The organism is Rhodanobacter sp. sgz306013, from assembly GCF_057031145.1.
Genome location: NZ_JBXCIJ010000001.1, coordinates 535,959 through 561,254, shown reverse-complemented (window position 1 = coordinate 561,254; position 25,296 = coordinate 535,959). Strand labels below are relative to the sequence as shown.

At 67.4% G+C, this 25,296-nt stretch carries 23 protein-coding genes; 13 read left to right on the top strand and 10 right to left on the bottom strand.

Going from position 1 to position 25,296, the window contains the following annotated elements:
- Position 1 precedes the first annotated feature (1 nt).
- The 9 genes from AC2EWF_RS02605 to AC2EWF_RS02565 are packed head-to-tail and all read left to right on the top strand — an operon-like array spanning position 2 to position 5,909.
- Positions 2-544 (top strand): COG4648 family protein, encoded by a 543-nt coding sequence (locus tag AC2EWF_RS02605; protein ID WP_483637795.1) that lies wholly within the window; start codon positions 2-4, stop codon positions 542-544.
- Positions 541-900 (top strand): ApeI family dehydratase, encoded by a 360-nt coding sequence (locus AC2EWF_RS02600; RefSeq protein ID WP_483637794.1) that lies wholly within the window; start codon positions 541-543, stop codon positions 898-900. Before AC2EWF_RS02605 ends, AC2EWF_RS02600 begins: the two co-directional genes overlap by 4 nt.
- Complete coding sequence (locus AC2EWF_RS02595; protein WP_483637793.1) at positions 897-1,850, top strand: LpxL/LpxP family acyltransferase; 954 nt, start codon at positions 897-899, stop codon at positions 1,848-1,850. Before AC2EWF_RS02600 ends, AC2EWF_RS02595 begins: the two co-directional genes overlap by 4 nt.
- Complete coding sequence (locus AC2EWF_RS02590; RefSeq protein WP_483637792.1) at positions 1,843-2,280, top strand: acyl-CoA thioesterase; 438 nt, start codon at positions 1,843-1,845, stop codon at positions 2,278-2,280. Before AC2EWF_RS02595 ends, AC2EWF_RS02590 begins: the two co-directional genes overlap by 8 nt.
- A 53-nt stretch (positions 2,281-2,333) precedes the next feature.
- Positions 2,334-3,047: a class I SAM-dependent methyltransferase gene (locus AC2EWF_RS02585; RefSeq protein WP_483637791.1), complete on the top strand. Its 714-nt coding sequence runs from the start codon at positions 2,334-2,336 to the stop codon at positions 3,045-3,047.
- Positions 3,044-4,225 (top strand): beta-ketoacyl-ACP synthase, encoded by a 1,182-nt coding sequence (locus AC2EWF_RS02580; protein ID WP_483637790.1) that lies wholly within the window; start codon positions 3,044-3,046, stop codon positions 4,223-4,225. Before AC2EWF_RS02585 ends, AC2EWF_RS02580 begins: the two co-directional genes overlap by 4 nt.
- A complete protein-coding gene (locus AC2EWF_RS02575; protein WP_483637789.1) occupies positions 4,222-4,689 on the top strand; it encodes a hotdog family protein in 468 nt (155 codons plus the stop codon). Before AC2EWF_RS02580 ends, AC2EWF_RS02575 begins: the two co-directional genes overlap by 4 nt.
- Positions 4,682-5,410: a 3-oxoacyl-ACP reductase FabG gene (fabG, locus tag AC2EWF_RS02570; protein ID WP_483637788.1), complete on the top strand. Its 729-nt coding sequence runs from the start codon at positions 4,682-4,684 to the stop codon at positions 5,408-5,410. Before AC2EWF_RS02575 ends, fabG begins: the two co-directional genes overlap by 8 nt.
- Positions 5,411-5,468: 58 nt before the next feature.
- A complete protein-coding gene (locus tag AC2EWF_RS02565) occupies positions 5,469-5,909 on the top strand; it encodes an excinuclease (RefSeq protein WP_483637787.1) in 441 nt (146 codons plus the stop codon).
- Positions 5,910-6,050: 141 nt separating this feature from the next.
- Here AC2EWF_RS02565 and panE read toward each other — a convergent pair whose 3' ends face one another.
- Positions 6,051-7,013, bottom strand: a complete 963-nt coding sequence (gene panE / locus AC2EWF_RS02560; RefSeq protein WP_483637786.1) for a 2-dehydropantoate 2-reductase — start codon at positions 7,011-7,013, stop codon at positions 6,051-6,053.
- A 286-nt stretch (positions 7,014-7,299) separates the two neighbouring features.
- On the opposite strand from panE, the gene AC2EWF_RS02555 reads away from it, so the two are divergent.
- Positions 7,300-9,657: a catecholate siderophore receptor Fiu gene (locus AC2EWF_RS02555; protein WP_483637785.1), complete on the top strand. Its 2,358-nt coding sequence runs from the start codon at positions 7,300-7,302 to the stop codon at positions 9,655-9,657.
- A gap of 119 nt (positions 9,658-9,776) precedes the next feature.
- The gene (locus AC2EWF_RS02550; RefSeq protein WP_483637784.1) at positions 9,777-10,454 is read left to right on the top strand and encodes a Fe2+-dependent dioxygenase; all 678 of its coding nucleotides are present in this window, start codon (positions 9,777-9,779) and stop codon (positions 10,452-10,454) included.
- Positions 10,455-10,457: 3 nt separating this feature from the next.
- On the opposite strand, the gene AC2EWF_RS02545 is transcribed toward AC2EWF_RS02550, so the two are convergent.
- The 6 genes from AC2EWF_RS02545 to AC2EWF_RS02520 form a co-directional block, all read right to left on the bottom strand.
- Positions 10,458-10,970, bottom strand: a complete 513-nt coding sequence (locus AC2EWF_RS02545) for a type IV pilin protein (RefSeq protein WP_483637783.1) — start codon at positions 10,968-10,970, stop codon at positions 10,458-10,460.
- Complete coding sequence (locus tag AC2EWF_RS02540) at positions 10,967-15,016, bottom strand: pilus assembly protein (protein ID WP_483637782.1); 4,050 nt, start codon at positions 15,014-15,016, stop codon at positions 10,967-10,969. The genes AC2EWF_RS02545 and AC2EWF_RS02540 overlap by 4 nt, the downstream gene beginning before the upstream one ends.
- Positions 15,017-15,089: 73 nt before the next feature.
- The gene (locus AC2EWF_RS02535; protein ID WP_483637781.1) at positions 15,090-15,653 is read right to left on the bottom strand and encodes a pilus assembly PilX family protein; all 564 of its coding nucleotides are present in this window, start codon (positions 15,651-15,653) and stop codon (positions 15,090-15,092) included.
- A gap of 43 nt (positions 15,654-15,696) precedes the next feature.
- Positions 15,697-16,770 (bottom strand): PilW family protein, encoded by a 1,074-nt coding sequence (locus tag AC2EWF_RS02530; RefSeq protein WP_483637780.1) that lies wholly within the window; start codon positions 16,768-16,770, stop codon positions 15,697-15,699.
- A complete protein-coding gene (gene pilV / locus AC2EWF_RS02525; protein ID WP_483637779.1) occupies positions 16,767-17,291 on the bottom strand; it encodes a type IV pilus modification protein PilV in 525 nt (174 codons plus the stop codon). Before pilV ends, AC2EWF_RS02530 begins: the two co-directional genes overlap by 4 nt.
- Positions 17,288-17,881, bottom strand: a complete 594-nt coding sequence (locus AC2EWF_RS02520; protein ID WP_483637778.1) for a GspH/FimT family pseudopilin — start codon at positions 17,879-17,881, stop codon at positions 17,288-17,290. The genes pilV and AC2EWF_RS02520 overlap by 4 nt, the downstream gene beginning before the upstream one ends.
- A gap of 231 nt (positions 17,882-18,112) precedes the next feature.
- Between AC2EWF_RS02520 and rapA the strand changes: the two genes are divergently transcribed.
- Positions 18,113-20,968 carry an RNA polymerase-associated protein RapA gene (rapA, locus tag AC2EWF_RS02515; RefSeq protein WP_483637777.1) on the top strand — a complete coding sequence of 952 codons (2,856 nt, stop codon included), beginning with the start codon at positions 18,113-18,115 and terminating at the stop codon, positions 20,966-20,968.
- Positions 20,969-21,091: 123 nt separating this feature from the next.
- Complete coding sequence (locus AC2EWF_RS02510; RefSeq protein WP_483637776.1) at positions 21,092-21,793, top strand: aspartate/glutamate racemase family protein; 702 nt, start codon at positions 21,092-21,094, stop codon at positions 21,791-21,793.
- A 75-nt stretch (positions 21,794-21,868) separates the two neighbouring features.
- On the opposite strand, the gene fghA is transcribed toward AC2EWF_RS02510, so the two are convergent.
- From fghA to AC2EWF_RS02495, 3 genes are all read right to left on the bottom strand, one after another.
- Positions 21,869-22,705, bottom strand: a complete 837-nt coding sequence (gene fghA / locus AC2EWF_RS02505) for an S-formylglutathione hydrolase (RefSeq protein ID WP_483637775.1) — start codon at positions 22,703-22,705, stop codon at positions 21,869-21,871.
- An 8-nt stretch (positions 22,706-22,713) separates the two neighbouring features.
- Positions 22,714-23,823: an S-(hydroxymethyl)glutathione dehydrogenase/class III alcohol dehydrogenase gene (locus AC2EWF_RS02500; protein ID WP_483637774.1), complete on the bottom strand. Its 1,110-nt coding sequence runs from the start codon at positions 23,821-23,823 to the stop codon at positions 22,714-22,716.
- Positions 23,824-23,917: 94 nt separating this feature from the next.
- Positions 23,918-25,282, bottom strand: a complete 1,365-nt coding sequence (locus AC2EWF_RS02495) for an amino acid permease (protein ID WP_483637773.1) — start codon at positions 25,280-25,282, stop codon at positions 23,918-23,920.
- Positions 25,283-25,296 lie beyond the last annotated feature (14 nt).

The window sequence follows — 25,296 nt, the reverse complement described above, 5'->3', positions numbered from 1 at the left end:
CATGAACAGGCTCTCAATCCTGTTGCCGCTGATCGGGATCCTCTATCCGTTCCTGGTCTATTTCGGCATGGAAACCGTGGCGCCGCCGGTGTTCGCGCTGGCGCTGGCCGCGGCGTGGCTGCTGCGCGCGCCGTTCCTGTGGGGCGAGCCGGGCGGCCGCTGGATGCTGGGCGTGGCGCTCGCCTATTGCGCCTTGCTGGCGGTCAGCGGCGAATCCTCGCTGCTGCGCTGGTACCCCACCCTGATCAGCCTGTTCCTGCTGCTCACGTTCGGGCTGAGCCTGGTGTACGGGCCGCCGGTGGTGGAGCGCATCGCCCGCGTGCGCGAGCCGGACTTGCCCGCCGCGGCGATTCCCTACACGCGCAAGGTCACCTGGGTGTGGGTAAGCTTCTTCGTGTTCAATGCCGCCATGTCGGCCGCACTCACGCTGTGGGCGCCGCTGGCATGGTGGACGCTGTACAACGGCCTGATCGTGTACTTCATCATGGGGACGCTGTTCGTCGGCGAATGGCTGCTGCGCAAGCGGCTGCGGGCGAGCGCATGAGCACGCGACGCACCGGCCCCGTGGTCCTCGACGAACGATGCGGCGGCGACGAATGCACGCTGCAACTGCAGGTACCCGCGGACCTTGCCTATTTTCCCGGCCACTTTCCGCGGGCGGCCGTGCTGCCCGGCGCGGTCCAGGTCGCCTGGGCGCTGCAGCTGGCGGCCGCACGCCTGGGCACTTCGCCGCAGTGCCGCGAGATGGAGGCGCTGAAGTTCCAGCGCCTGCTGCGGCCGGACGACCGCGTGACGCTCACGCTGCGCATCGACCGCGCGCGCGGCAAGCTGCACTTCGCCTATCGCGAGGGCGAGGCCGCCTATTCCTCCGGCCGTCTCGTGCTGGAGCCGATCGCATGAACGAGGCGCAGCCAGCCGCTCCGTGGCACTGGTCCGAGCAGCGCGAGCGCGGCAACTTGCTGCTGATGCGCTTCACCGCCTTCGTGGCGCGGCGTTGCGGGCGCCGCCTGCTGTCGCCGCTGCTGCACCTGATCGTGCTGTATTTCTTCATCACCGGACGCCGCGCGCGACGCAGCATCCGCGGGTACCTGCAGCGCCTCGCCGACTGGAGCGGGCGCGACGAACTGCGCCCGACGCCGCGCCGCGTGTTCGCGCAGTTCATGGCCTTCGCCGACTGCCTGCTGGACCGCCTCGACGTGTGGCGCGGCAGGCTGCGACTGGAACAGGTGCAGCTGATCGATCCCGACGGCATCCGCGCGCAACTGCTGGCCAGCCGCGACAACCGCCGCGGCCAACTGCTGGTGGGTACCCACCTCGGCAACCTCGACGTCTGCCGCGCACTGGCCGAACTGGGCGAGCAGGTGCCGCTGAACGTGCTGGTGCACACGCACCACGTCGCGCATCTCAACCGGCTGCTCGGCGAGGCGGGCGAGCAGCGCATGCGGCTGATCCAGGTCAGCGAGCTGGACGCCGCGCTGATGCTCGACCTTTCGCAGCGGCTGGAGCGCGGCGAATGGCTGGCGATGGCTGGCGACCGCGTGCCGCTGCACGAGGGCCGCCGCGTGACGGTGGATTTCCTCGGCCATGCCGCTCCGTTCGCGCAGGGGCCGTGGCTGCTGGCCGGGCTGCTCGGTTGTCCGGTCAACCTGATGTGCTGCGTCAAGCGCGGGGACCGTTACGAGATCCGGCTGGAACGCTTCCTCGATGCGCCCGCGTGGGCGCGCGGCCAACGCGGCACCGCCATCGCCGAATGGGCGCAGCGCTACGCCGACCGTCTCGCCGAGTGGTGCCTGCTGGCGCCGCAGCAGTGGTTCAATTTCTATCCGTATTGGGGTGGCGCCGATGCGTAGCCGTGGCGTACTGCACGCGGAGGTCGAGGTCGTGGTGCCGTTCTTCGACGTCGACTCGATGGACGTGGTATGGCATGGCCACTACGTGAAGTACCTGGAAATCGCCCGCTGCGCCCTGCTCGATCGCATCGGCCACAACTACGCGCAGATGAAGGCCGCCGGCTATGCGTGGCCGGTGATCGACCTGCAGCTTCGCTATGCCCGCGCCGCGCGTTTCGGCCAACGCCTGCGGGTGCGCGCCGACCTGGTGGAATGGGAGAATCGCCTGAAGATCCATTACCTGATCACCGACGCCGCCAGCGGCGAACGCGTCACCCGCGCCAGTACCGTGCAGGTGGCGGTGCGACTGGCCGACGGCGCGATGCAGCTGGTCTCGCCGGCTGCGATGATCGAGGCTGTCGAACGTTGTATTTCCAGCGATCATCCATGATCGCGAAGATCAAACGGGCGGCCATCCGTGGCCGCACTCTTCAATGCGAGCCCATGACCTACGCCAGCCCTACCTACGTTGAGGAAACCCGTATCGGTTTCCGCTTCCTCGCCACGCGCACCTGGCAGCACCATGTGCTGCGGGTGGCGATCAACGATCTGAAACGCCTCGTCGGCGGGCCGCTGCCGCGCGGCGGCGTGCTGCTAGACGCCGGCTGTGGCCAGGGCAAGTCGTTCCGCCTGCTGCGCGATGCCTTCGCGCCGGACCGGCTGATCGGGCTGGACGCCGATCCGCACAGCCTGGCGCTGTCGCGCGCTGAGGCGCTGCGCGAAGGCATCGCGGTGGAACTGATCGCCGCCGACTGTGCGCACATCGACCTGGCCGACGCCAGCGTGGACGTGCTGTTCTGCCACCAGACTTTCCACCACCTGGTCGAGCAGGAACGCGCGCTGGCCGAATTCTGGCGCGTGCTGAAGCCCGGCGGCCGGCTGCTGTTCGCCGAGTCCACCAAGGCCTACATCGACAGCTGGGTGATCCGCTGGTTCTTCCGCCACCCGATGCACGTGCAGAAGAGCGCCGACGGCTACCTCGCGATGCTGCGCGCACAAGGCTTCCAGTTCGGCGACGCCAACGTCTCGCTGCCGTATCTCTGGTGGAGCCGCGCGAAAGACTTCGGGCTGCTCGAACGCTGGGGCCTGCGCGCGCCACCGCCGCCGGGCAGCCGCGAGGAAACCCTGGTGAACGTGGCCGCGTGCAAGCCCGCATGAGTGCCGCCTACCTCAATGCGCTGGGCGTGGTCTGCGCGCTGGGTGCGGGCAAGGCCGCGGTGGCCGAGGCGCTGTTCGCCGGCGGCACGCACGGGCTGCGCGCGGAACCCGGCTGGATCCCGGAGCGTGCGCCGCCGCTGGGCGCGGTACGCGCGCCGCTGCCTGCCATCACGGGAGCGCTCGCCTCCACGCGCGACAACCGCTGCAATCGCCTGCTGCTCGCCGCGGCGCAGGAAATCGAAGCGGACATCCGCGCGGCCATCGCGAGCCACGGCACCGCGCGGGTCGGTGTGGTGCTGGGCACCAGCACCGGCGGCATCGAGGACGCCACCCACGGCCTCGCCGCACAGCGCCGCGACAACGTGTGGCCCATGGAATACCGCTACTCGCACCAGGAGCTGGCCGGCCCCGCCGAGTTCCTTGCCGACTGGCTGGACCTCGCCGGCCCCTGCTACGCGATTTCCACCGCCTGCACCGCGGGTGCGCGCGCGATGGCGAGCGCGCAACGCCTGCTGGACAACGGCCTCTGCGATGCCGTGCTGTGCGGCGGCGTGGACACGCTGGCGCGATTGCCGCTGAACGGCTTCCATGCGCTGGGCGCGATGGATCCCGCGCGCTGCAACCCGTTCTCGCGCCAACGGCGCGGCATCAACATCGGCGAGGCAGCCGCGCTGTTCCTGATGACGCGCGAGCGTGGGCCCGTGCGGTTGCTCGGCACCGGCTCCAGCTCGGACGCGTACCACATGTCCTCGCCCGACCCGGCCGGCCTGGGTGCGCAGCAGGCCATGCGCGCCGCGCTCGCGCAGGCCGGGCTGGAACCCGTGCAGATCGACTACCTCAACCTGCACGGCACGGCCACCACGCACAACGATGCGATGGAGGCGCAGGCGGTGGCCGCGGTGTTCCCGCACGGCGTGCCGTGTTCCTCGACCAAGCCGCTCACCGGCCACACGCTGGCCGCCGCCGGTGCACTGGAAGCCGCGTTCTGCTGGCTCAGCCTGCGCGATGGCCGGTTGCCGCCGCAGCATTGGGATGGCGTGGCCGATCCTGAGCTTCCCGCGTTGCGCTTCGTCGAAGCGGGAGCGCGCCTGTCCGACGGCGAACCGCACCGGCTGATGAGCAGCTCCTTCGCCTTCGGCGGCAACAATGCCTGCCTGATCCTCGGGGACGCCGCATGACGCCGTGGCCGGTCGCCGAACTGTTGCCGCACGCAGGCGAGATGATCCTGCTCGATGCCGTGCTGGAACATGGCCCCGAGCACGCCGTTTGCAGCCGCCGCGTGCCCGCTGGCGGCCTGTTCCACGATGCCGATGGCTGCCTGCCCGCATGGATGGGCATGGAACTGATGGCCCAGGCCATCGCCGTCTGGGCCGGTTGCCGGGCGAAGCAGGCGGGCGAACCCGTGCGGCTGGGCTTCCTGCTCGGCACCCGCCACTACACCTGCAACGTGGCCGCGTTTGCACCCGGCAGCGAATTGCGCGTCGAGGCGCGGCGCGACTTCCACGATGACAGCGGCATGGGCGTGTTCGCCTGCCGCATCGAGGCGCCCGGCGTGCTGGCCGAGGCACGGCTCACCGTGTTCAGCCCGCCCGACGCCAGCGCCCTGTTCCAAGCTTCCGCCAAGGAGTCCCCGCATGGCTGACACCATCCTCGTCACCGGCTCCAGCCGCGGCATCGGCCGCGCGATCGCGCTGCGGCTGGCGCAGGCCGGCCACGACCTCATCCTGCATTGCCGCACGAAGCGCGACGAAGCCGAGGCGGTGCGCGCGGAGATCGAGCGCATGGGCTGCGCCGCGCGCGTGCTGCAGTTCGACATCGCCGACCGCGACGCCTGTCGCGCCGCACTGCAGGCCGACGTCGAGCAGCACGGCGCGCCCTACGGCGTGGTGTGCAACGCCGGGCTCACCCGCGATGGCGCGTTTCCCGCGCTCAGCGACGAGGACTGGGACCGCGTGCTGCGCACCAACCTCGATGGCTTCTACAACGTGCTGCATCCGCTGGTGATGCCGATGATCCGCCGCCGCACGCCGGGGCGCATCGTGTGCATCACCTCGGTGTCCGGCCTGGTCGGCAACCGTGGCCAGGTCAACTACAGCGCCTCGAAGGCCGGCGTGATCGGCGCGGCGAAGGCGCTGGCGGTGGAGCTGGCGAAACGGAAGATCACCGTGAACTGCGTCGCGCCAGGCCTGATCGACACCGACATGCTCGGTGCCGACGTGCCCGTGGAGGAAATCCTGAAAGCCATCCCCGCCCAGCGTGCCGGTACGCCGGAGGAAGTCGCCGCCGCGGTGGCCTTCCTGATGAGCCCGGAGGCGGGCTACATCACCCGCCAGGTGCTCGCCGTCAACGGCGGCCTGTGCTGACGCAGCCGCTCGATCCACCCCACCCGCAAGTCATCACGCAGCCAAGGAGTAGCACCGCATGCATGCCAAGACCCTCGTTTTCGCCGCCCTGTTCGCCACCGCACCGATGGCCAGCCACGCCGCCGACAAGGTGGTGCATCTTCCCTTCGACAACGCGGTGAAGGCCGCCACCGCCAGCGGCAAGCTGGACGGCAGCGTGAAGTTCTACCTGGCCGGCACCGCGCCCGTTGGCCAGGTCACCGTGGTGAACGAGAACGTGGACCTCACCCGCAAGACCAACGCGTTCGGCAAGAAGGACCAGGCGACCTGCGACTGGGCCCTGCAGTCTGTCCTGATCGCCTTGCAGGACGATGCCAAGAAGGTCGGCGCCAACGCGGTCACCGACATCGTCAGCAACTACAACGGCAGCGAATACCGCGACAGCCGGAACTACGAATGCCACGTGGGCTTCCTGATGTCGGGCGTGGAACTCAAGGCGAAGTTCGCCAAGGTGCAGTGAGGCTGCGCCGTGGCTGACGGGTTTTGACGTAGCCCCCGAGGCCGACGGCAAGGCAGCAGCAACTTTGCCTGATGCCCAAAAAGGCTGTCCTGCCTTTTTTGGCTCGATGAGTCCGAAACCGGGCGGACCCGGCTCCGCGGATCAAGCACGAGGTGCCTGATCCGCGGGCGATCCATCCGTGGATCGCGCCCGGCGCGCCTCGTAGGCTTTCAGATGTGCATAGGCCAGGCGCAACAGCGGCGTCTCCACGCCCAGCGCCGCACCGCGCGCCAGCAGGTCGCCGATCACGTGGTCGGCCTCGACCCGGTGGCCTTGTTCCAGGTCGCGCATCATCGAGGCCGTGAAGCCGGACCCGGCCTCGGTGAGCATCTGGCGCGCGCGCGCGATCACCGCCTCGCGCGGCTCGTGGTCGCAGGCCGCCGCGACGCGACGGCAGTCGTCGAGCAGGGCCAGTGCCGCATCGCGGCCGCCGGGCGCAGCCACGATGTCGCCCACCGGCGCGCGCATCAGGCAGGTGATGCCGGCGAGGCTGGCGAGGAACACCCATTTGTCCCACATGTCCTGCACGACATGGCTGCTCGCGCGGGATTCGAAGTTCGCGCCGGCCAGCGCCTGTGCGATGCGCTGTACGCGCTCCGACTCGCTGCCGTCGCGCTCGCCGTAGCCGAGGCTGTGCGAACGGTTGAGGTGGCGTACGGCGCCGTCGGCATCCAGCGTGGCGGCGATCACGCATTGCCCGCCCAGCACCCGGTCGGCGCCAAAGCGCGCATCGAGCAGGTCGAGCTGGCGCATGCCGTTGAGGATCGGCAGCACCGCGCTGCGCCCGCCCACGGCCGGCCCGATGTCCGCGATCGCCTGCGGCAGGTCCCAGGCCTTGCAGCTCAGCAGCACCAAGTCGAAGGGTTCGCGCAGCATGGCCGCGGTGACCGTGGGCGGCGCGGCGATGTCGGCATCGCCCAGCGGGCTGCGGATGCGCAATCCATGCTGCGCGAGCAGCCGTGCGCGTTCCTCGCGCACCAGGAAGGTCACATCCTGCCCCGCCTGCAGCAGGCGCCCGCCGAAATAGCCGCCGGTGGCGCCGGCTCCCACGACCAGAATACGCATTGCCCCGTTCTCCTCGCGACGACAAGTCTCCGAGGGTAACGCCGCGAAGCGCCGCTGCCGAGCCGACCATGGTCGGCGCCCGCGACATCGTGCCACCATTTTAATATTGCGAATCATTCGCGTTTGCTTTATCTTGCCGCCAGCTCGCCAAGGGCCCGCCGCGCCCTGCCATGCGCAAGGTTCGCCGACTGCCGCGACAACGCCGACGCCCGCCCGGGGCATCCGGCCGGTCGCCGCGCACAGGCTCCCAGCCCTCCCCTTCCCGACATGCCGTGGAGTTTTCCTGATGGACTTCGTCAAGAGCCGCAAGCACCCGGTGGTGCGGCGCGCATCCGCCCCCGCGCTCACTGCCGCCACGCTGGCGACCAGCCTCATGCTGGGGCTGCCGGCGATGGCGGCAACCGCCGATGCCACGACGCCCGCCACCGATGCCCAGGTCGCTGCGGCCAGGCGGCTGCCGGCCGTTACCGTGGAAGGCACGGCGGTGCCGTACAAGGTCGATCAGCTCTCCTCGCCGAAGTTCACCCAGCCGCTGGTCGACACGCCGCAGACCATCGTCGTGATCAGCAAGGAGCTGATCCACGAACAGGGCGCCACCACGCTCACCGAGGCAATGCGCAACACCCCCGGCGTAGGCACGTTCTACGTGGGCGAGAACGGCTCCACCAGCACCGGCGACGCCATCTACATGCGCGGCTTCGACACCTCCGGCAGCATCTTCGTGGACGGCGTGCGCGACCTCGGTTCGATCTCGCGCGACGTGTTCAACATCGAGCAGGTCGAGGTGACCAAAGGCCCGGACAGCACGGAATACGGCCGCACCGCACCCTCCGGCGCGGTCAACATGGTGAGCAAGCAGCCGCAATCCGGCAGCCGGGTTTCCGGCTCGGTGTCCTGGGGCAGCGACGACCAGAAGCGCGCCACCGCCGACTGGAACCGGCAGATCGCCGAGCACGCCGCCTTCCGCCTCAACGTGCTCGGCCAGGACAGTGGCGTGCCCGGCCGCGACGAGGTGAAGAACAAGCGCTGGGGCGTGGCGCCCTCGCTCGCCTTCGGGCTGGGCACGCCGACCCGCGTCTATCTCGACTACCTGCACGTGAGGCAGGACAACGTGCCCGACGGCGGCGTGCCCACGCTCGGCCTGCCCGGCTACTCGTCGCCCGATCCGACGCGCCCCTTCATCGGCCATGCGGCTATGGTCGATCCGGGCAACTTCTACGGCACCGACCAGGACCACGACCGCGTCGTCGAGGACATGTTCACCGCGATCCTGCAGCACGACTTGACGCCCGACCTGGCGCTGCACGACACCGTGCGCTGGGGCCGCACGCACGAGGATTACCTGCTCACTTCGTTCATGGGCAACGCCGCCAACCTGCTGACGCCGGACCCGGCCGATCCGCGCACCTGGACCCTGGCGCGCAGCAATCCGAACTTCAAGGACCAGACCAACCGCATCCTCACCAACCAGCTCAACCTCACCGCCAGCTTCCAGACCGGCCCGCTCACGCACAACCTGAGCACCGGCATCGAGCTGAGCCGGGAGAAGCTGGATACCGTCACGCTGGCCGCACTGCACGGCAGCACCTGGCCCGCGGCCGCGCTGTACGACCCGGATCCCGCCGTCTCCACCCCGCTGGCCTACGGCCCCAACGGCGGCTGGACGCACGGCAAGACCGACACGGCTGGCGCCTATGTGTTCGACACGCTGAAGTTCAACGCACAGTGGCAGGTCAATGCTGGCGCGCGTATCGACCACTACAGCACCGACTTCGGCAGCGCCGTCGCCTGCGGCGGCAGGAACGCGCCGGCCTGCGGCAACCTGGCAACCGGCGCCATCGTGCCCGGTCTTGACGCCGGCAAGTCCGGCAACCTGCCCAGCTGGCAGCTCGCCGTGATCTACAAACCGGCAGAGAACGGCAGCATCTACGCCAACCTCGCCACCGCTGCGCAGCCCCCGGGCGGCGCCACCTTGTCGTTCAGCCCGTCCGCAAACAGCGTGGACAACCCGGCGCTGGCCCCGCAGAAATCCCGCACCGCCGAAATGGGCACCAAGTGGAACCTGCTCGACGAACACCTGCTGCTGACCGCCGCGCTCTACCGCACCACGGTCAGCAACGAGCTGGAACAGGATCCCACCACGCTGCAGTGGTACCAGGTCGGCAACAAGCGCGTGCAGGGCGTGGAGCTCACCGCCATCGGCCAGATCAGCAGGAACTGGGCGATCAATGCCGGCTTCACCAGCATGCACACCAGCACCAGCCACGGCGCCCTCAGCGGCGCCACCAGCGGATCGGCGCCCGCCGCCGACGGCAGCAATGTGCTGGCCTACACGCCCAAGCGCGCGTTCACCAGCTGGACCACCTACCGCCTGCCGTTCGGCCTCGTCGTCGGTGGCGGCGCACGCTACTCCGGCGAAATGCAGCGCGGCGCCGACGGTGCCGTCGGCACGCCGCAATACGTCGAGGCCTACTGGGTGGTCGACGCCATGGCGACCTACCCGGTCAGCAAGCATTTCGACCTGCAGCTCAACCTCTACAACCTGTTCGACAAGCGCTACGCCGCGGCGATCAACAAGAGCGGCTACCGCTACATCCCGGGCACGCCGCGTTCGGGCATGCTGACGGCGAACTTCCGCTTCTGACGATGCCAAGCGGCAGGGCCTCCGTAGGAGCGCACCCTGTGCACGATTGCCCTTGGCATCGAACAGTCATCGAAGCATTCGCGCACAAGCTGCGCCTCCACCGCGGTACAAGGCCAACCATGCTGCTGCACATCCCCGACATCCTCGACCGCGAGCAACTGCGGCAACTGCGTGCCGCGCTCGACGCCGCCGACTGGACCGACGGCCGCGAGACCGTGGGCGCGCAGGGCGCGCAGGTGAAGCGCAACCGGCAGCTGCCCGACGCCTCGCCGCTACGCCGGCAACTCGGCGACGTGGTGCTGGCCGCGCTGGCGAAAAACCCGCTCTATCACGCCGCCACGCTGCCGCTGCGCACGCTGCCGCCGCGCTTCAACCGCTACGAGGGCGGCGGTGAATACGGCATGCACGTCGACGGTTCGGTGATGGCCCTGCCGAACGGCGAGCAGCTGCGCAGCGACATCTCCTGCACCCTCTTCCTCAGCGAGTCGGGCGATTACGACGGCGGCGAACTGATCGTCAGCGACACCTACGGCGAACACGAGGTGAAGCTGCCCGCCGGCGACGCCATCATCTATCCGTCCAGCAGCCTGCACCGCGTGCAGCCGGTGACCCGCGGCGCACGCGTGGCCGCGTTCTTCTGGGTGCAGAGCCTGGTGCGCGACGACGGCCGCCGCCGCCTGCTGTACGAACTCGACGCCTCGATCCAGCGCCTCGTTGCCACCGGCGCCGACCGCGACGCCGTGCTGCAGCTCACCGGCACCTACCACAACCTGCTGCGGCAATGGGCGGAGAGCTGAGGCTCAGCCGCCCCAGCACTGGGCTACGGTGCCCGTGCCACTGATGTTGCGGCTGCCTGTCTGGTCCAGTGTCAAGTTGGCGCATTGCGTGTCGCGCGTTGCCTGTGCGCTGCCAGCCACTGGCGCTGCTTGCACGGTATAGGCAGTCGCCGAAACCGCCGGCACGGTGTACTGATAGTTGCTGCCGGTCTGCGCCGTCGTGGCACAGTCTAGTGTAAGGGTCGGCGGACTGGTGGTGATCGGATTCGGCGTATTCGCCGCAGTTCCTGAACTGGCAGGAGCCGAGTCGTAGCGCAGATTGGTGGTGTAGTAGCGCTCCATGTAATTCGAGTATTCGGAAAGGCAGCCCTCGGCTGCCGCCCGATTGGTCTTGACCACGTAACGCGAATAGGACGGTATGGCGATCGCCGCGAGGATCGCGATGATCGCCACCACGACCGTCAGTTCCAGCAGCGTGAAGCCTGCCAGCGAATCACCACCGATCCGGTCGGCTCTGTTCAAAGGGATGTTGTTCATGGATTCACCAGTTCCTGCCAGGACACGCGGGTCAAGGCGCCGGTCGAGCCCGTGGTCTGCAGAGAGGCCGTGGTGCCGGGAGCGAAGCTCATCAGCATATCTCCGCCCACAAAGATCGGGTTGTTGGGCATCGAACTGTAGCCCACGCCTGCCGCCGGTACGACCTTGCCGTTCGGCAGCGTCACCGTGCCGCCACCGTTGCCCGCGAAGAAACTGCCGCTTGGGTTGGTGCCGGTGAACGGGTTGACTGCCATCACCCAGCCGCTGCCCGAGGGATTGCAGACATCGGTGACCACCGGGATGCGTGTGGTGGCCAGCAGCAAGTTGCCCTGGAACTGGTTGGGCGTGACCATCCGCTCTCCCTGTGCGTTATAGCCGGTCACATTGCCGTTGCTGCCCAGGGTGGGCTGCTCCAAGTTCATGTACCAGCCGAGCTTGCTACCGATGGCGGCATAACCAGAGTCGGTCGGTGTTGTCACCGTGCGCACGCCCAGGGTCGGAGGCGTGACATTGGGGCTGCCGTCCTGTTCGTAGGTGATATAGCGCTGCACCAGATTGCTCACCGTCGCATTGCTCGTCGTGGCGGACGGGCTGCCGGACTGCGCAATCACGCCGTACCAGCTTTCCACCTGCTTGTTGGCCAGATCGTTGCTGCTCAGGTATTGGCCGGTGCCGAAGAACAGCCACACGTTGCCGGTCGTGGGGTCGCGCCCGGCCAGCATGCCGGCCGTGATTGGCTGCGGATTGCCGCTGGAATCGACCGGCGTCGAGAAGATAAGGGTGCCGGTCGTGCTCACGCCACCCAAGGGGTTCGGATCAGGCACATAGCTGGTCGTGGAGCTCGAGCCGTGTCCGCTGGTCTGGGTCTGTCCCAACGGGAAGCTCCACACCTGCCCTTGCAGGTCGCCGGCATAGGCCTCGGTGCTGGTGCCGGTGGAGGCATCGTCCATCCAAGCAACCGGCGCGGCGAGGCCGTTACCGGTCGTGCTGATGCGGCTGGTCGTGGTGTGCACCGACAGTGCACCGGTGGCGAGGTTGAACTCCAGCAGCGCCGCCGTTCCGCTGGCACTGTTGTAACCGTTGCCGATCAACACCTGCCAGTCGGAGTTGGTAGTGCCATCCTGCACCTTGGCGATCACCGGCTTGCCCACCATCTGGCCGATGTAGTTGCTGTTGGTCTGACCGTCGCCAGCAGAACGCTCCCACAGCGGCGTGATGTTGGTAGGGTCGGTGATATCCAGCGCGTACACGGCCTCGGCTGGACCACGGCCGGTGGTACCCACGAGCACGGTATGCCAGGCCGAATTGAAGAAGGCATCTGCGATGGTCAGCTCACCGTCGTTGTAGTACTGATGCGGTACGGTGTCCGAACCGTAGGCAGTGTTCGCCAGATTGGCCAGGCCAGCCGTGATCACCGCACCGGGCAAGTAAGCGTATTTTTCCGCGCCGGTACCTGCATCGAATGCATGCAGCATGCCATCGTTGGCGGCCACGAACACCAGCGCCGCGCGCTGGGATACGGTACTCGTGTGGAACGTACCGCTGCTGTCGGTGTAGCCCACAGCCCATGTCTGGAACGAGTTGTCGGGGATCGTGCCCGCCGACGTCGTCGCGGTGATGCCAGTGAAGGTCTGGCCCTCGAACTCGTTGGGATTGGGTGCGCCGGAATAGACCGGCTGCGAATCCACGATGTCGCCAAGTGGGGTATTGCGGTTGCGGAAACTGCCTTTGTTCTTCTGTTCCTGCGAATTGTCGCCGCGCAGGTAGTTCACCATCGTTGCCTGGGCCGCGGCCGTACTGCCCAGCGCATTGAGCTCGGCAGTTGACAAGACCGGCGGCGTGGTGCTGTCACTGTCCTTGAAAGCCACGAAAGTTCCGGTGCCGCTGTTGGATGCGGGTGGCACATAGGTCACGATATTGCGGCTGCTGGCCGTGCTGGCCGTCAGGTAGGTTGTCGCCGCCCAGTTAAGCGTCGTACCGATGGCGCCCGTGCTGGAATCGATGGGCAGCGACAGCAGTTCGCCGTACCACTCGGCGGTATGATATTTCGCTTGGTAAGCCACTGTGCCATTGGTGAGCTGGGTGGAATTAGCCGCCAGGCTCGCACCGGTGCCCTGACGCTCGTCGGCGCGCTTCAAGGCATCACTAAGGCCACTGGCAAAGCTTTGCGGACTGCTCGCCGAATAGAAACCGCCGTGGCCATTCACGCCCGCATGCGCCAGATCGGAAATGTTGTAGATCGAGTTCGATGCCGGCGTGGGCCAGCCGAAATCGCTGCTGAGCGTTTCATTGCCGATGGCCGCGTTGAAGATGTCGTTGATGGTGGGCGGCGTATCGGTGATGGCCGGCGTACCGGTGCTCGTTGCCGACCCGGATATCCCCGTCGGCGTGAACCCCAGGCCCATGGTGAAGGTGGTCATGTGCTGCCAAAATGCAGGGTCTGCCGTGCTGGTCGGCACTTCGTTGGCAATGTTGTTGTTGCCTGCGGCCTGCAGGTCGGTTTTCCAGTAGTACATCGCCACGTCGGCCAGGGACGGACTGCCATCGGCAGTATCCCCTCCCGAATAAGGGGCCGCCGCGTTGTAGGTGTAACTTTCCCCGTTCGGCCCTGACACCGAAGGTCCAGAGGTATCGCTGGCACCTGTCGTGGTTGTCGAGGTGTAATTGCCGTTCCAGAAACCGTCCGTGGTCAGAATGGTGTAGGACTGCCGGCAAGCTATATACGTGCTCGAAGACACCGAGGATGGGTCGGAGGACATCGTCGTCCAGGGCTGGGACGTTTCATAGTATTGGCCGATGGCATCCAGTGCCGCACGTAACGGCGTACCACCACTCGGTGACAAGGCCGCCGCCCACGTCCAGAATCGATTCTTTTGGTCAGTGCTGACAGAACCGTCACCAAAGGGCTGCACGTTGGCGACGGTATTGGTCACGCCGTTGTAGGTGTCGTTATACGTGTACACGGACGAGGCAGATGCCGGCAGATTGTTGGCATCCGAGTTGGCACCGCCATCGATCGAGCCGAAACCGACGCGAAATGTCTTCTTGACCGTGGAGAACGCCGTCATCAGGCCGCTCTTGGCCATCTGGATACGTGTATGGTAATAGGCAAACCAGTTGGCGATGTTCTGCCCCGCGGCGATACCCGTGGGCGCAGCCGCGCCGCTCGTGTCCGTATCCAGCACGCAATTGCCCTGCGTGCCGCAGCCCTGGCTCGCCGGCGCCACGTAATGGACCGTATACGACCCGGCGGCCGGCCCGGTCGCGTACTGGAAATAGTAGTAAGTTACGGCATTCGTGTAAGTGAATACGCAAGTTCCGGTAAGCCAGTCACCCTGATTGTCATGCGTCTTTCCGGTAAATTGCGGACCGGTCCCGATGCCGTTGTATTGATTGAAATCGTTCTGGCAAACCGCATCGGCGTAGGTTGTCCAGTACCCGCTCCCCTGGCTGGTCACGGCCTGATTGAAGGTTGCCGTTACATTCTGCTGGTTGTTGGTCGAATAATTGATCCGGTAGGACTGGTTGTATGCCTCACCCCTGACATCGCTGCTCGAATACGTCGTCAGATTCCTTATTGCACTGGATGCAATGAACCCACTCTGCGGAACATTGGTGATGTCGCTGTAGCTTTGATACGTTCCACCATTGGCTGTCGGCGGTGGCGAATATGTCACTGCCGGGTTGTAATACAGGCCGTTGTTGCTGGCATCGATCATGGCGCTGTTGACGACCGCAGTTACCTTGTCGGTGCCATTGCCGCTGGACGTGGTTCCGTTGCTGGTGCCCGTGCACGTCACGCCATTCAGATAGCACGCGTCCGGCATGTAGTCCCAGGCCATTGATCCCGAGTCGTCCAGCATCAGCATGACGTTCGGCGGAATCGGTGGTTGCAGGGTCAGCGGTTGCTGGTCCACTGTCACGGCGCCGATGGCCGCCACGGCTGGCGTGTAGACAGCGCCCAGCAGCCAGACGCCGAACATAGCGCCCAGCAGCCGGCCGAAGGTGCTGGCATGACAGTGACGCGGTGGCGGTGTCGTTTTCATGGCGTTCCCACTTTGGAGGATTGCAACAGGCCGCACCGTGCGTCTGGCCTGCCTATGGCGATTTGGCTGCAGGTCAGCCTTGCTTGATGACGGCCTGCACGGTCACCACCGCGCGATCGCCTACAGAGGCGGGGTTGCCGCTGCGCGCAGTGATGCGGTAGTACACCGCAGTACCCGAACCGCCCTGCACACCGTAGTTGCGCACGTTGGCGGTACTGCCGAAACCGGTATTGGTGTTCTGATCCACCCAGTTGCCCATGTTCTCCACCACGTACTGCGGCGATCCGGAAGCCGCTGCGCTAGGGTTGTAGGCGCCCGCTGCGGTACCGGTGGCCACGGTATGGATGGCGGTGGCGGGCAGAGTCGGGTCGTTAAAGGGATTGGGCAGGCAGGTGACGCCACCCGCCTGGCAGTTGTGCCAGATATCCGATGGCGTGGTTGCCAAGCGCGCAGTGGCCGCGCGTATCGCCGCTTCGGCACTCTGGAACGCAACCTCGCGGTCATACAGGTTGGACGACATTTTCTGCTGGATGATGGTGCCGCGCATCGCTGCCAGTCCCACCAAGGTGATCAGCACCAGCAGGATCAGCGCCACCACCAGCGCGATGCCGCGCTGTGCGTGGGTGCCACGCGGCAAGGAACTAATCCGGAGGCGGGGGGTAACAGTCGACGCGTTCATCTCATTGCACCCGATTGCGCACAGTGGTGGTGGACGTAAAGATCCGCTTGAGTGCAGCACCGTTGTTGACGCTGGCACGCGGATTGGAACTCAGCACGGTGAGCTGGATCTGTGCGGCATCGACGGTGGCCCAGTTGGTCACACTGGCAGCGTTGCCGAAAGCGGTGCCGGGGCCGCTTGCCGTTGGTTGCAGATAACTGATCTGCATGTTGGTGACGTTGCGCACCATCTCTTGCGGCGTGCCGGGCGCTGCCCCATTGGCACTGTAGGCCACGCTCAGACGGTACAGCGACTTGGTTCCGACTGGATTGGTGCCGATGTACCAGTCGACGGCTGTAAGCACGGCTATGCGCCCATTGTTGGCAAAACTGTATGTAGTGCCGTTCTGCGTGCAGAGGGGTGGATAACCCACACCCTTCGTGCAGTTGCCGGGAGAAGGATTAGTGCCGCTGCTATTGGCGTTGTGCACGACCACCTGGTTGCCGGAATACCCGGTGATCTGCATGATCGTGGCGTGGTCGTAATCGCACACCATGATGATCTGGCCGGTGGACAGTTGCGTGGTCGGCGCACTGATCTTGAGGTTGGCGGGAGAGCCGCCTCCGCTGCTTGCGCTCCATGTCACAGCCACGTCGGTGGAGGCCGTGCTGAGCACGTGGACCGAACTGGTGCCTGGCACTGGCACGCCAGTGGTGAGACCGGTCAACGCAGGATCCGTGCTGGCGTCGTCGTAGCCGACCAGCGCATCATTCCAGTCGGTATACCAGAGGGTGGTGGTGTTGAGTACATTGGCGATGCGACCGCTACTGTTGTCGCAACCAGCCAAGCCAGCGTCGCGGATATCGCGTGCCAGCAGCTCGAACGCGATGCGCGAACCGCTGCCCACGTCGCCTAGTGCCTCGTTGGTGCGGTAGGTCTGCTGTCCGGCAAGGAATACGCTGGTAACGCCGCCGATCACAATCAGGCCCAGCAGCATCGCCACCATCAGCTCAATCAGGGTGAAGCCGTGCGCGTGACGTACACCGTACTCGGCGCGACGGCGGTATCGGCCACGGATCATCGGTTGCTCGCTCATAACATGGCCTGGGTGGCGATGGTCTGCGTCGTGCTGCCGCCCGAGCCGGCGCGGCTGTCGTCGAACTGGATGGTGACCGTGCAGTAGGCCGTGGTGGTGCCGGCGGCGGCGGTGCAAGTGATATTGCCGGTGGTGCTGGCGCTGGCCCCCAATAGCGAGAGGTCCGTGCTGCACCACTGATTGATCTGGGCGGCGGCCAGAGTGGCTCCCGTCGCTGGGCAGGCATTCGCGGCAATCGGAGCTGCGGTGTTGTAGGCGCCGCTAACGGCGTTGGCACGATCGGCGCGCATCGCGTCCAGGATCGAATAGCTCGCCACCGTGGCCATGCTGCGCGCGTAAGCGCTGTTGTTGGTGGACAGCGAGCGCGCCTGCATCGCAGCAATGCCGATGAAGCCGATGGACAGTACCAGCACGGCCACCAGCACCTCGATCAAGCCCACGCCAGCCTCGTTGGCCAGGACCGCTCTTCGGCGCTGGCTGCAGGGCCACACGAGCCCGCCAAGTCGTCGATGCTGGGTCATGGGCAGCTCCCTGCACTGGGTGTGGTGGTGATAATGGTGCCGGTAGTCATGCTGATGGTGAGACGGTTGTTGCCGCTCATGCCGGCAATGCACAGCGTCGCGACCGTGCTGTTGTAGGGCGCGCCAGTGAAGCTGGTGGTGCCAGCCTGATAGCCCATACCCTGCGCGTTGAAACGGATTGCAGTGATGCCTCCACTCAACTGGACCGGCATTGCGAGGCCCTGCGTGGCAGCGAGCACCGGTGTGGTGGTGGTGGCGCTGGTCTGCACGACTACCGCGCCGCTGCCCTGTGCACTGCAGGCCGAGCCCAGCGTGTCGCTGGTGTCGCTGCCGGTCGAGCCGCTGCAGAACTGGGTAGAGGCATTGCGCTTGATTGCCTCCATCCGGGCGGTGTTGAGCGCGCCCACCATGGTGTTCGCCGCCGTGGTAAGCCGGTTGGAGTTCATGATGTTGCGGAAGCTCGGCACGGCGATCATCAGCAGGACCGCCGCCACGGCGACCGTGACCATCAGCTCGACCAGGGTAAAGCCGCGTGCACGATGCGGCGCACCGGCAGCCGGAACACTTCGCGGTGGCAAGGAAACGCGCATGGACCTCCCCCTTTGCATGCATCGCGCAATCTACTCGTCGCCATCGCCATCGCCACCGGCCAGTCGATCAACGGAAGGATTTGGCCGACAAGCGGGGAACGGGTGCGGGGCGCCGGTGACGCGGATCACATGCCACGGGGCCCCTGGCCCCGGGCGCACAAGCATCCTTCGCTGTGCATTGACGCCCGCAACGCGGATAATTGGCGGCCCTTGAACCCAAGCGGCTGCGCAATGTTCGTACCTGGTCAACGCTGGATCTCCACCGCCGAGCCCGAGCTCGGCCTCGGCACCGTGCTGCGCGTCGAAGGACGCGGCGTGCAGGTACTGTTCGCCAAGGCCGGCGTGCTGCGGCCCTACGCGGCCGATTCCGCGCCGCTGGTGCGCGCCGAGTTCCGCGCCGGCCAGCGCGTGGCGGGCAAGGGCATCGCGTTCCTGGTCGAACGGGTGGAGATCAAGGAAGACCTGCTGATCTACCGCGGCGAGGGCCGCGAGCTGCACGAGGGCCAGCTCGACGACGAGCAGAGCGTGAGCCAGGCCGACGACCGCCTGATCGGTGGGCGTACCGACCCGGTGAGCCAGTTCGAGCTGCGCCTCGAAGGCCTGCGCCGCCGCGCCGAGGCGCGCCGCTCGCCCACCTGGGGCCTGGGCGCCGCACGCGTGGGCCTGGTGCCGCACCAGTTGCGCGTGGCCGGCATCGCCGCCGCGCGCCGGCCGCCGCGGGTGCTGCTGGCCGACGAGGTGGGCCTGGGCAAGACCATCGAGGCGGGCATGATCGTGGCGCGCCAGCTCGCCACCGGCCGCGCCTCGCGCGTGCTGCTGCTGTTGCCCGACACCCTGGTCTACCAGTGGTTCGTGGAATTGCTGCGCCGCTTCAATCTCAGCTTCGCGATCTACGACGAAGAGCGCTGCGAGGCGCTGACACCGCCAGACGAAGGCGCCGGCGCCAACGCGGGCAACCCGTTCGAGGACGAACAGCTGGTGATCGCCGACTTCGCCTTCCTCGAGGCGAATCCGAAGCGCGCGCAGCAGTTGCTGGACGCACCCTGGGACCTGCTGGTGGTGGACGAGGCGCACCACCTCGCCTGGACGCCGCAGGACGCCAGCCCGCGCTACACGCTGGTGGAGCAGCTGGCCGCGAAGACGCCCGGCGTGATCCTGCTCACCGCCACGCCCGAACAGCTGGGCCGCAGCGGCCACTTCGCCCGCCTGCGCCTGCTCGACCCGCAGCGCTACCACGACCTCGACATCTACCTCGCCGAGGCGGAGCGGTTCCAGCCGCTGTCGCGGATCGCCGACAAGCTGCTGGATGGCGAGGCGCTGGACCCCGCTGAACTCGCCATGCTGCGCACGGCCCTCGCCGGCGACGCGGCACTGGAGGCGCGCCTCGGCGACACCACCCGGCCCGAGCACGCGCGCGAGATCCTCGCCGCGCTGATCGACCGCCACGGCACCGGCCGCGCGATGTTCCGCAACCGTCGTGCCGGCATCGGCGGCTTCCCGCAGCGCATGCCGCAGTGGCATGTGCTGGATGCCGCCGGCCTCGATGACGCCACGCGCCAGGCTCTGCTCGCCGAATTCCACGCCGACATCCAGCAACCGTCGCCGGTGCTGGAACACGACTATGCGAACGATCCGCGCCTGGCCGCGCTGGTGGCCTTGCTCGACGCCCATCCGCAGGACAAGTTCCTGCTGATCTGCCGCAGCCAGGCCAAGGTACTGGCGCTGGAGGAAGCACTGCGCACACGCACCGGCGCCGGCATCGCACGCTTCCACGAGGGGCTGGGCATCGTGCAGCGCGACCGCAATGCGGCCTACTTCGCCCAGCCGGACGGGGCGCGCCTCTTGCTGTGCTCGGAAATCGGTTCGGAAGGCCGCAACTTCCAGTTCGCGCACCGGCTGGTGCTGTGGGACCTGCCGCTGGACCCTGACCTGCTGGAGCAGCGCATCGGCCGCCTCGACCGCATCGGCCAGGCCCACGACATCAGCATCCACATCCTGGCCGTGGCCGACAGCGCCCAGCATGTGCTGGCGCGCTGGTACGACGAGGGCGTGGATGCCTTCCGCCGCAGCCCGGCCGACGGCCGCGAGCTGCTGCGCCGCTACGGCGAAGCGCTGGCGCAACTGGCCGACCAGCACGCGCGCGGCGACGACGGCCGTGACCAGGAGCTGGATGTGCTGCTCGCCGAGACGCGCGCCGCCCACGAGCAGATGGCCGAACTGATCCGCGAGGGCCGCGACCATTTGCTGGAACTGGCCGCCAGCCGCGACCCGCACGCCGAGGCGCTGGGCCAGGCCTTCCGGCGCGAGGACGAGGACCCGGCCCGCGACGCCTTCGTGCAACGCCTGCTGGAAGCCTACGGCATCCACGCCGAGGAACTGGGCGGCAAGGTACTGCTGCTCGACCCGCAATACCTCTCCACCGACGCCCTGCCCGGCTTCGCCGAGGGGCCGCAGTCGGCCACCTTCAGCCGCGCGGTGGCGCTGGCGCGCGAGGAACTGCCGCTGCTCAGGCTCGACCACCCGATGATCGCCGGCGCGCTCGACCTCGCGCTCTCCGGCGAACAGGGCAATGCCGCCTTCATGGTGGACGACGCGCTGCCGCCGCGCAGCGCGCTGCTGCAGGCGGTGTTCGTGCTGGAGTGCGTGGCTGACCGCCGGCTGGATGCCGAGCGCTTCCTGCCCGCGCTGCCGATCACCGTCACCATCGACACCCGGCTCGCCGAGCGCGCCGACTTCGAGCCCAGCGAGGCCGCATTGCGCAAGGCCGCCGACCGCAACATCGAGGTGCCGCGCTATCGCAAGTTCCTCGCCAAGCTGGTGCCGCCGATGCTGGAGAAAGCCGAGCTGGCGGCGCGCACCCGCGGGCAGGCGATGATCGACACCGCCATGGCCGAGGCGGGCGCCGCGCTGGACGCCGAGCTGTCGCGCCTGGCGGCGCTGCGCGCGGTGAACCCGTCGATCAGCGCCGCGGAAATCGCCACCGTGACCGCCGAGCGCGACGCCCTGCTCGCCGCCCTGCCGCAGTCGCGGCTGCGCCTGGACGCGGTGCGCTTCGTGGTCAGCGCGGATTTTCTGGCGCTGCGCTGACGCTTGGCTTTACTCCCCTCTCCGCAAGCGGGCGAGGGCTAGGAGTCTGGGCGGCTTCTGCCGCCCAGACTCCTGGATAGCGGCATACTGGCCGCCGTCGAACGTGAAACGGGGTGAGGTGCCATGCACACGATAGGTGTGATCGGCGGCATGAGCTGGGAGTCGACGCTCATCTACTATCGTCTGATCAATCAGGGTGTGCGCGACAGGTTGGGGCCGCTGCATTCGGCCCGGCTGCTGCTGGACAGCCTGGACTTCGCCGTGGTCGAGGACTTGCAGCGTCGCGGCGACTGGGCTGGCGCCGGCGCCTTGCTGGCCGACGCCGCCCGGCGGCTGGAGGCCGGCGGCGCCGAATGCATCGTGCTGGCGACCAACACCATGCACATCGTGGCCGAGACGGTCGCGGACGCCACGTCCCTGCCCTTCCTGCACATCGCCGACGCCACTGGCCACGCCATCCGCAAGGCCGGCCTGGAGCGCGTGCTGCTGCTGGGCACCGCCTTCACCATGGAGCAACCGTTCTACCGCGGCCGGCTGGAGAGCGCCTATGCCGTGCACTGCCTGGTGCCTCCGCCCGCCCAGCGGGCGGAAATCCATCGGGTGATCTATGAGGAACTCTGCGCGGGCGTGATCGATCCGGTTTCGCGCCGCCGCCTCAAGCGCTTCATCGCCGAGGGTGTGCGCGGCGGAGCTCAGGGCGTGATCTTCGGTTGCACCGAGATCGGCCTGCTGCTCACCCAGGCCGACTGCCCGATACCGGTGTTCGACACCGCCGCGCTGCACGCCGCAGCCGCGGTGGACTTCGCGCTGGCGACGCCGGCCTGAAGCCGCGCCAATCACTCCGAGCTTGCGAGAGAAGACCCCGAATCACTCTCCTCTCCCACTTTGGGAGAGATGGGCTCAATGTCGCGCCTTCATCGCCCGCGCATGCCAGGCGATGTGCTCGCCGATGAAGCTGGCCACGAAGTAGTAGCTGTGGTCGTAACCCGGGTGCAGGCGCAGGGTCAGCGGATGGTTCGCCTTCGCGCAGGCTTCGCGCAGCAGCTCGGGCTTGAGCTGGGTGGTGAGGAATTCGTCGGCCTCGCCCTGGTCCACCAGCAGCGGCAGTCGCCCGGTCGCCGTCTTCAGCAGCTCGGTGGCGTCGTAGCGCGCCCAGGCCGCGCGGTCCGGCCCCAGGTAGGCGCTGAACGCCTTTTCGCCCCAGGGCACCCGCGCCGGCGCGGCAATGGGCGCGAACGCCGACACGCTGCGGTAGCGTCCGGGGTTGCGCAGTGCAACGACCAACGCGCCGTGGCCGCCCATCGAGTGCCCGCTGACGCCGCGCACACCATTGGCCGGAAACGAGGCTTCGACCAGCGCGGGCAACTCCGTCGCCACGTAGTCGTGCATGCGGTAGTGCGCGGCCCAGGGCGGTTCGGTGGCGTCGAGGTAGAAGCCCGCGCCCTGGCCCAGGTCGTAGGCCGGATCGTCCGCCACGCCCGCGCCGCGCGGGCTGGTGTCCGGCGCCACCACGATCACGCCGTGCTCGGCCGCATAGCGCTGCGCACCCGCCTTGGCGATGAAGTTCTGCTCGTTGCAGGTGAGGCCGGACAGCCAGTACAGCACCGGCAGCCGTTCCTTCTCCGCCTGTGGTGGCAGGAAGACGGCGAAATTCATCGCACAATCCAGCGCAGCCGAGTCGTGCCGGTACACGTCCTGCCAGCCACCGAAGCAGGCGCGGTGTTCGAGGCGTTCCATCGTGGGCCTCAGTAGTGGATCACCGAACGGATCGACTTGCCCTCGTGCATCAGCTCGAAGGCCTCGTTGATCCGGTCCAGCCCCATGGTGTGGGTGACGAACGGCGCCAGTTCGATCTCGCCGCGCATCGCCTGCTCGACCATGCCGGGCAGCTGGCTGCGGCCCTTCACCCCGCCGAACGCGGTGCCCATCCACTTGCGGCCGGTGACCAGCTGGAATGGCCGGGTGGAGATTTCCTGGCCCGCGCCGGCCACGCCGATGATCACCGACTGGCCCCAGCCGCGGTGCGCGCATTCCAGCGCCGCGCGCATCACGTGGACATTGCCGATGCACTCGAAGCTGTGGTCCACGCCCCAGCCGGTCATCTCCACGATCACCTGCTGGATCGGCTTGTCGTGGTCCTGCGGATTCACGCATTCGGTGGCGCCCATCGAGCGCGCCAGCTCGAACTTGGCCGGGTTGGTGTCGACCGCGATGATGCGGCCCGCCTTCGCCTGGCGCGCGCCCTGCACTACCGCCAGGCCGATGCCGCCCAGGCCGAACACCGCCACGCTGTCGCCTTGCTGCACCCTCGCCGTGTTGTGCACCGCGCCGATGCCGGTGGTGACGCCGCAGCCCAGCAGGCAGACCTGCTCGTGGTGCGCTTGCGGGTTGATCTTCGCCAGCGACACTTCCGCGACCACGGTGTATTCGCTGAAGGTGGAACAGCCCATGTAGTGGTAGAGCGGCTGGCCGTTGTATGAGAAGCGGCTGGTGCCGTCCGGCATCACGCCCTTGCCCTGGGTGGCGCGCACGGCCACGCACAGGTTGGTCTTGCCGCTCTTGCAGAACAGGCACTCACCGCACTCGGCGGTGTACAGCGGAATCACGTGGTCGCCCGGCTTCACCGACACGACGCCCTCGCCCACCTCGACCACCACGCCCGCGCCCTCGTGACCCAGCACGCAGGGAAACAGGCCCTCCGGATCGTCGCCGGACAGCGTAAACGCATCGGTGTGGCAGACACCGGTGTGGCTGATCTTCACCAGCACTTCGCCCCGCTTCGGCGGAGCCACGTCGATCTCGACGACCTGCAGCGGCTGGCCTGGGGCGAAGGCGACGGCGGCACGGGATTTCATGGCGGACCTCCTGCAAGAAAACATCGGACGCACGGCCAAGACGCAGGCCCGCGCCCAGGCGCGTCATGGGGAAGGCGACGGCGAGCCGCGGGACTCAGGCCTGCTGCGCGACCGCCTGCCGCATGCGCCGCTCGATACCGAACGCGTAGTAGGCCACGGTGAGCAGCGCGATCCACGCCACGCCCACGTACAGCGCCACACGGGTATCGGGACTGTAGCCCAGCATCACCCACACGAAGGCGAGGAAGCCCAGGCAGAGCACGCTGGACAGCGGCCACGCGCGCAGGCGGAACTTGAGCAGCTGTGCCTGCCGGCGGCGGAAGCTCCAGTGCGCCACCAGCACCATGCCCCAGGTCCACACCGTGTTGAACGCGAGGATGGACATGATCTTGCGGAAGATGCTTTCCGGAATCAGGTAGTTCAGCAACACGCCGAGCAGCAGGAAAGCCATGGTCACCAGCACGCCGCGCACCGGCACGCCGTGCGCGCTGGTGCGGCCCATCGCCACCGGCGCCTGGCCCTTGGCGGCGAGGCTGTGCAACATGCGGCTGCCGCTGAAAGTGGTGGAATTGAAGCTGGACAGCGCCGCGGTGATCACCACGAAGTTGATCAGCCCCGCCGCGCTGGGAATGCCCAGCCGCGCGAAAGTAGTGACGAACGGGCTGCTATTGGCGTCCATCGCGTCCCACGGATAGATCGCCATGATCACGAACAGCGACCCGATGTAGAAGATCAGGATGCGCCAGATCACCGAGTTCACCGCGCGCGGGATGGTGCGCTCCGGCTGCGCGGCCTCGGCCGCCGCCATGCCGATGGTCTCGATGCCGCCAAAGGAGAACACCAGCACCGGCAGCGCCAGCACCATGCCGGTGACGCCGTGCGGGAACCAGCCGCCGTGCGTCCACAGGTTGGACAGGCCCACCGGCGTGCCGCCATTGCCCCAGCCCAGCCAGATCATCGCGAAGCCGCCGGCGATCATCAGGATTACGGTGAGCACCTTGATCAGCGAGAACCAGAACTCCAGCTCGCCGTACACCTTCACCGCAAGCAGATTCAGGCCGCCGATCATCGCCACGCTGGCGAAGGCCCATATCCACTGCGGCGAACCGGGGAACCACGCCTTCATGTAGATGCCCACCGCCGTGCTCTCGGCGATGCCCACGCCCATCATCAGGATCCAGTAGTTCCAGCCGGTAAGGTAGCCGGCGAACGGTCCGAGGTACTTATGCGCATAGGCGCCGAACGAGCCGGCGATCGGCTCGTGCGCGGCCATCTCGCCCAGCGCACGCATGATGATGAAGATCATCGCGCCGCCAAACACGTAGGCGAACAGTACCGAGGGGCCGGCCAGCCTGATCGTGCTGGCCGAGCCGAGGAACAGCCCGGCGCCGATGCACATGCCCAGCGCCATGAAGGTGATGTGGCGCGGCGTGAGGCGGCGCTGCAGGTCGTGGCTCATGGAGTTACCGAGTG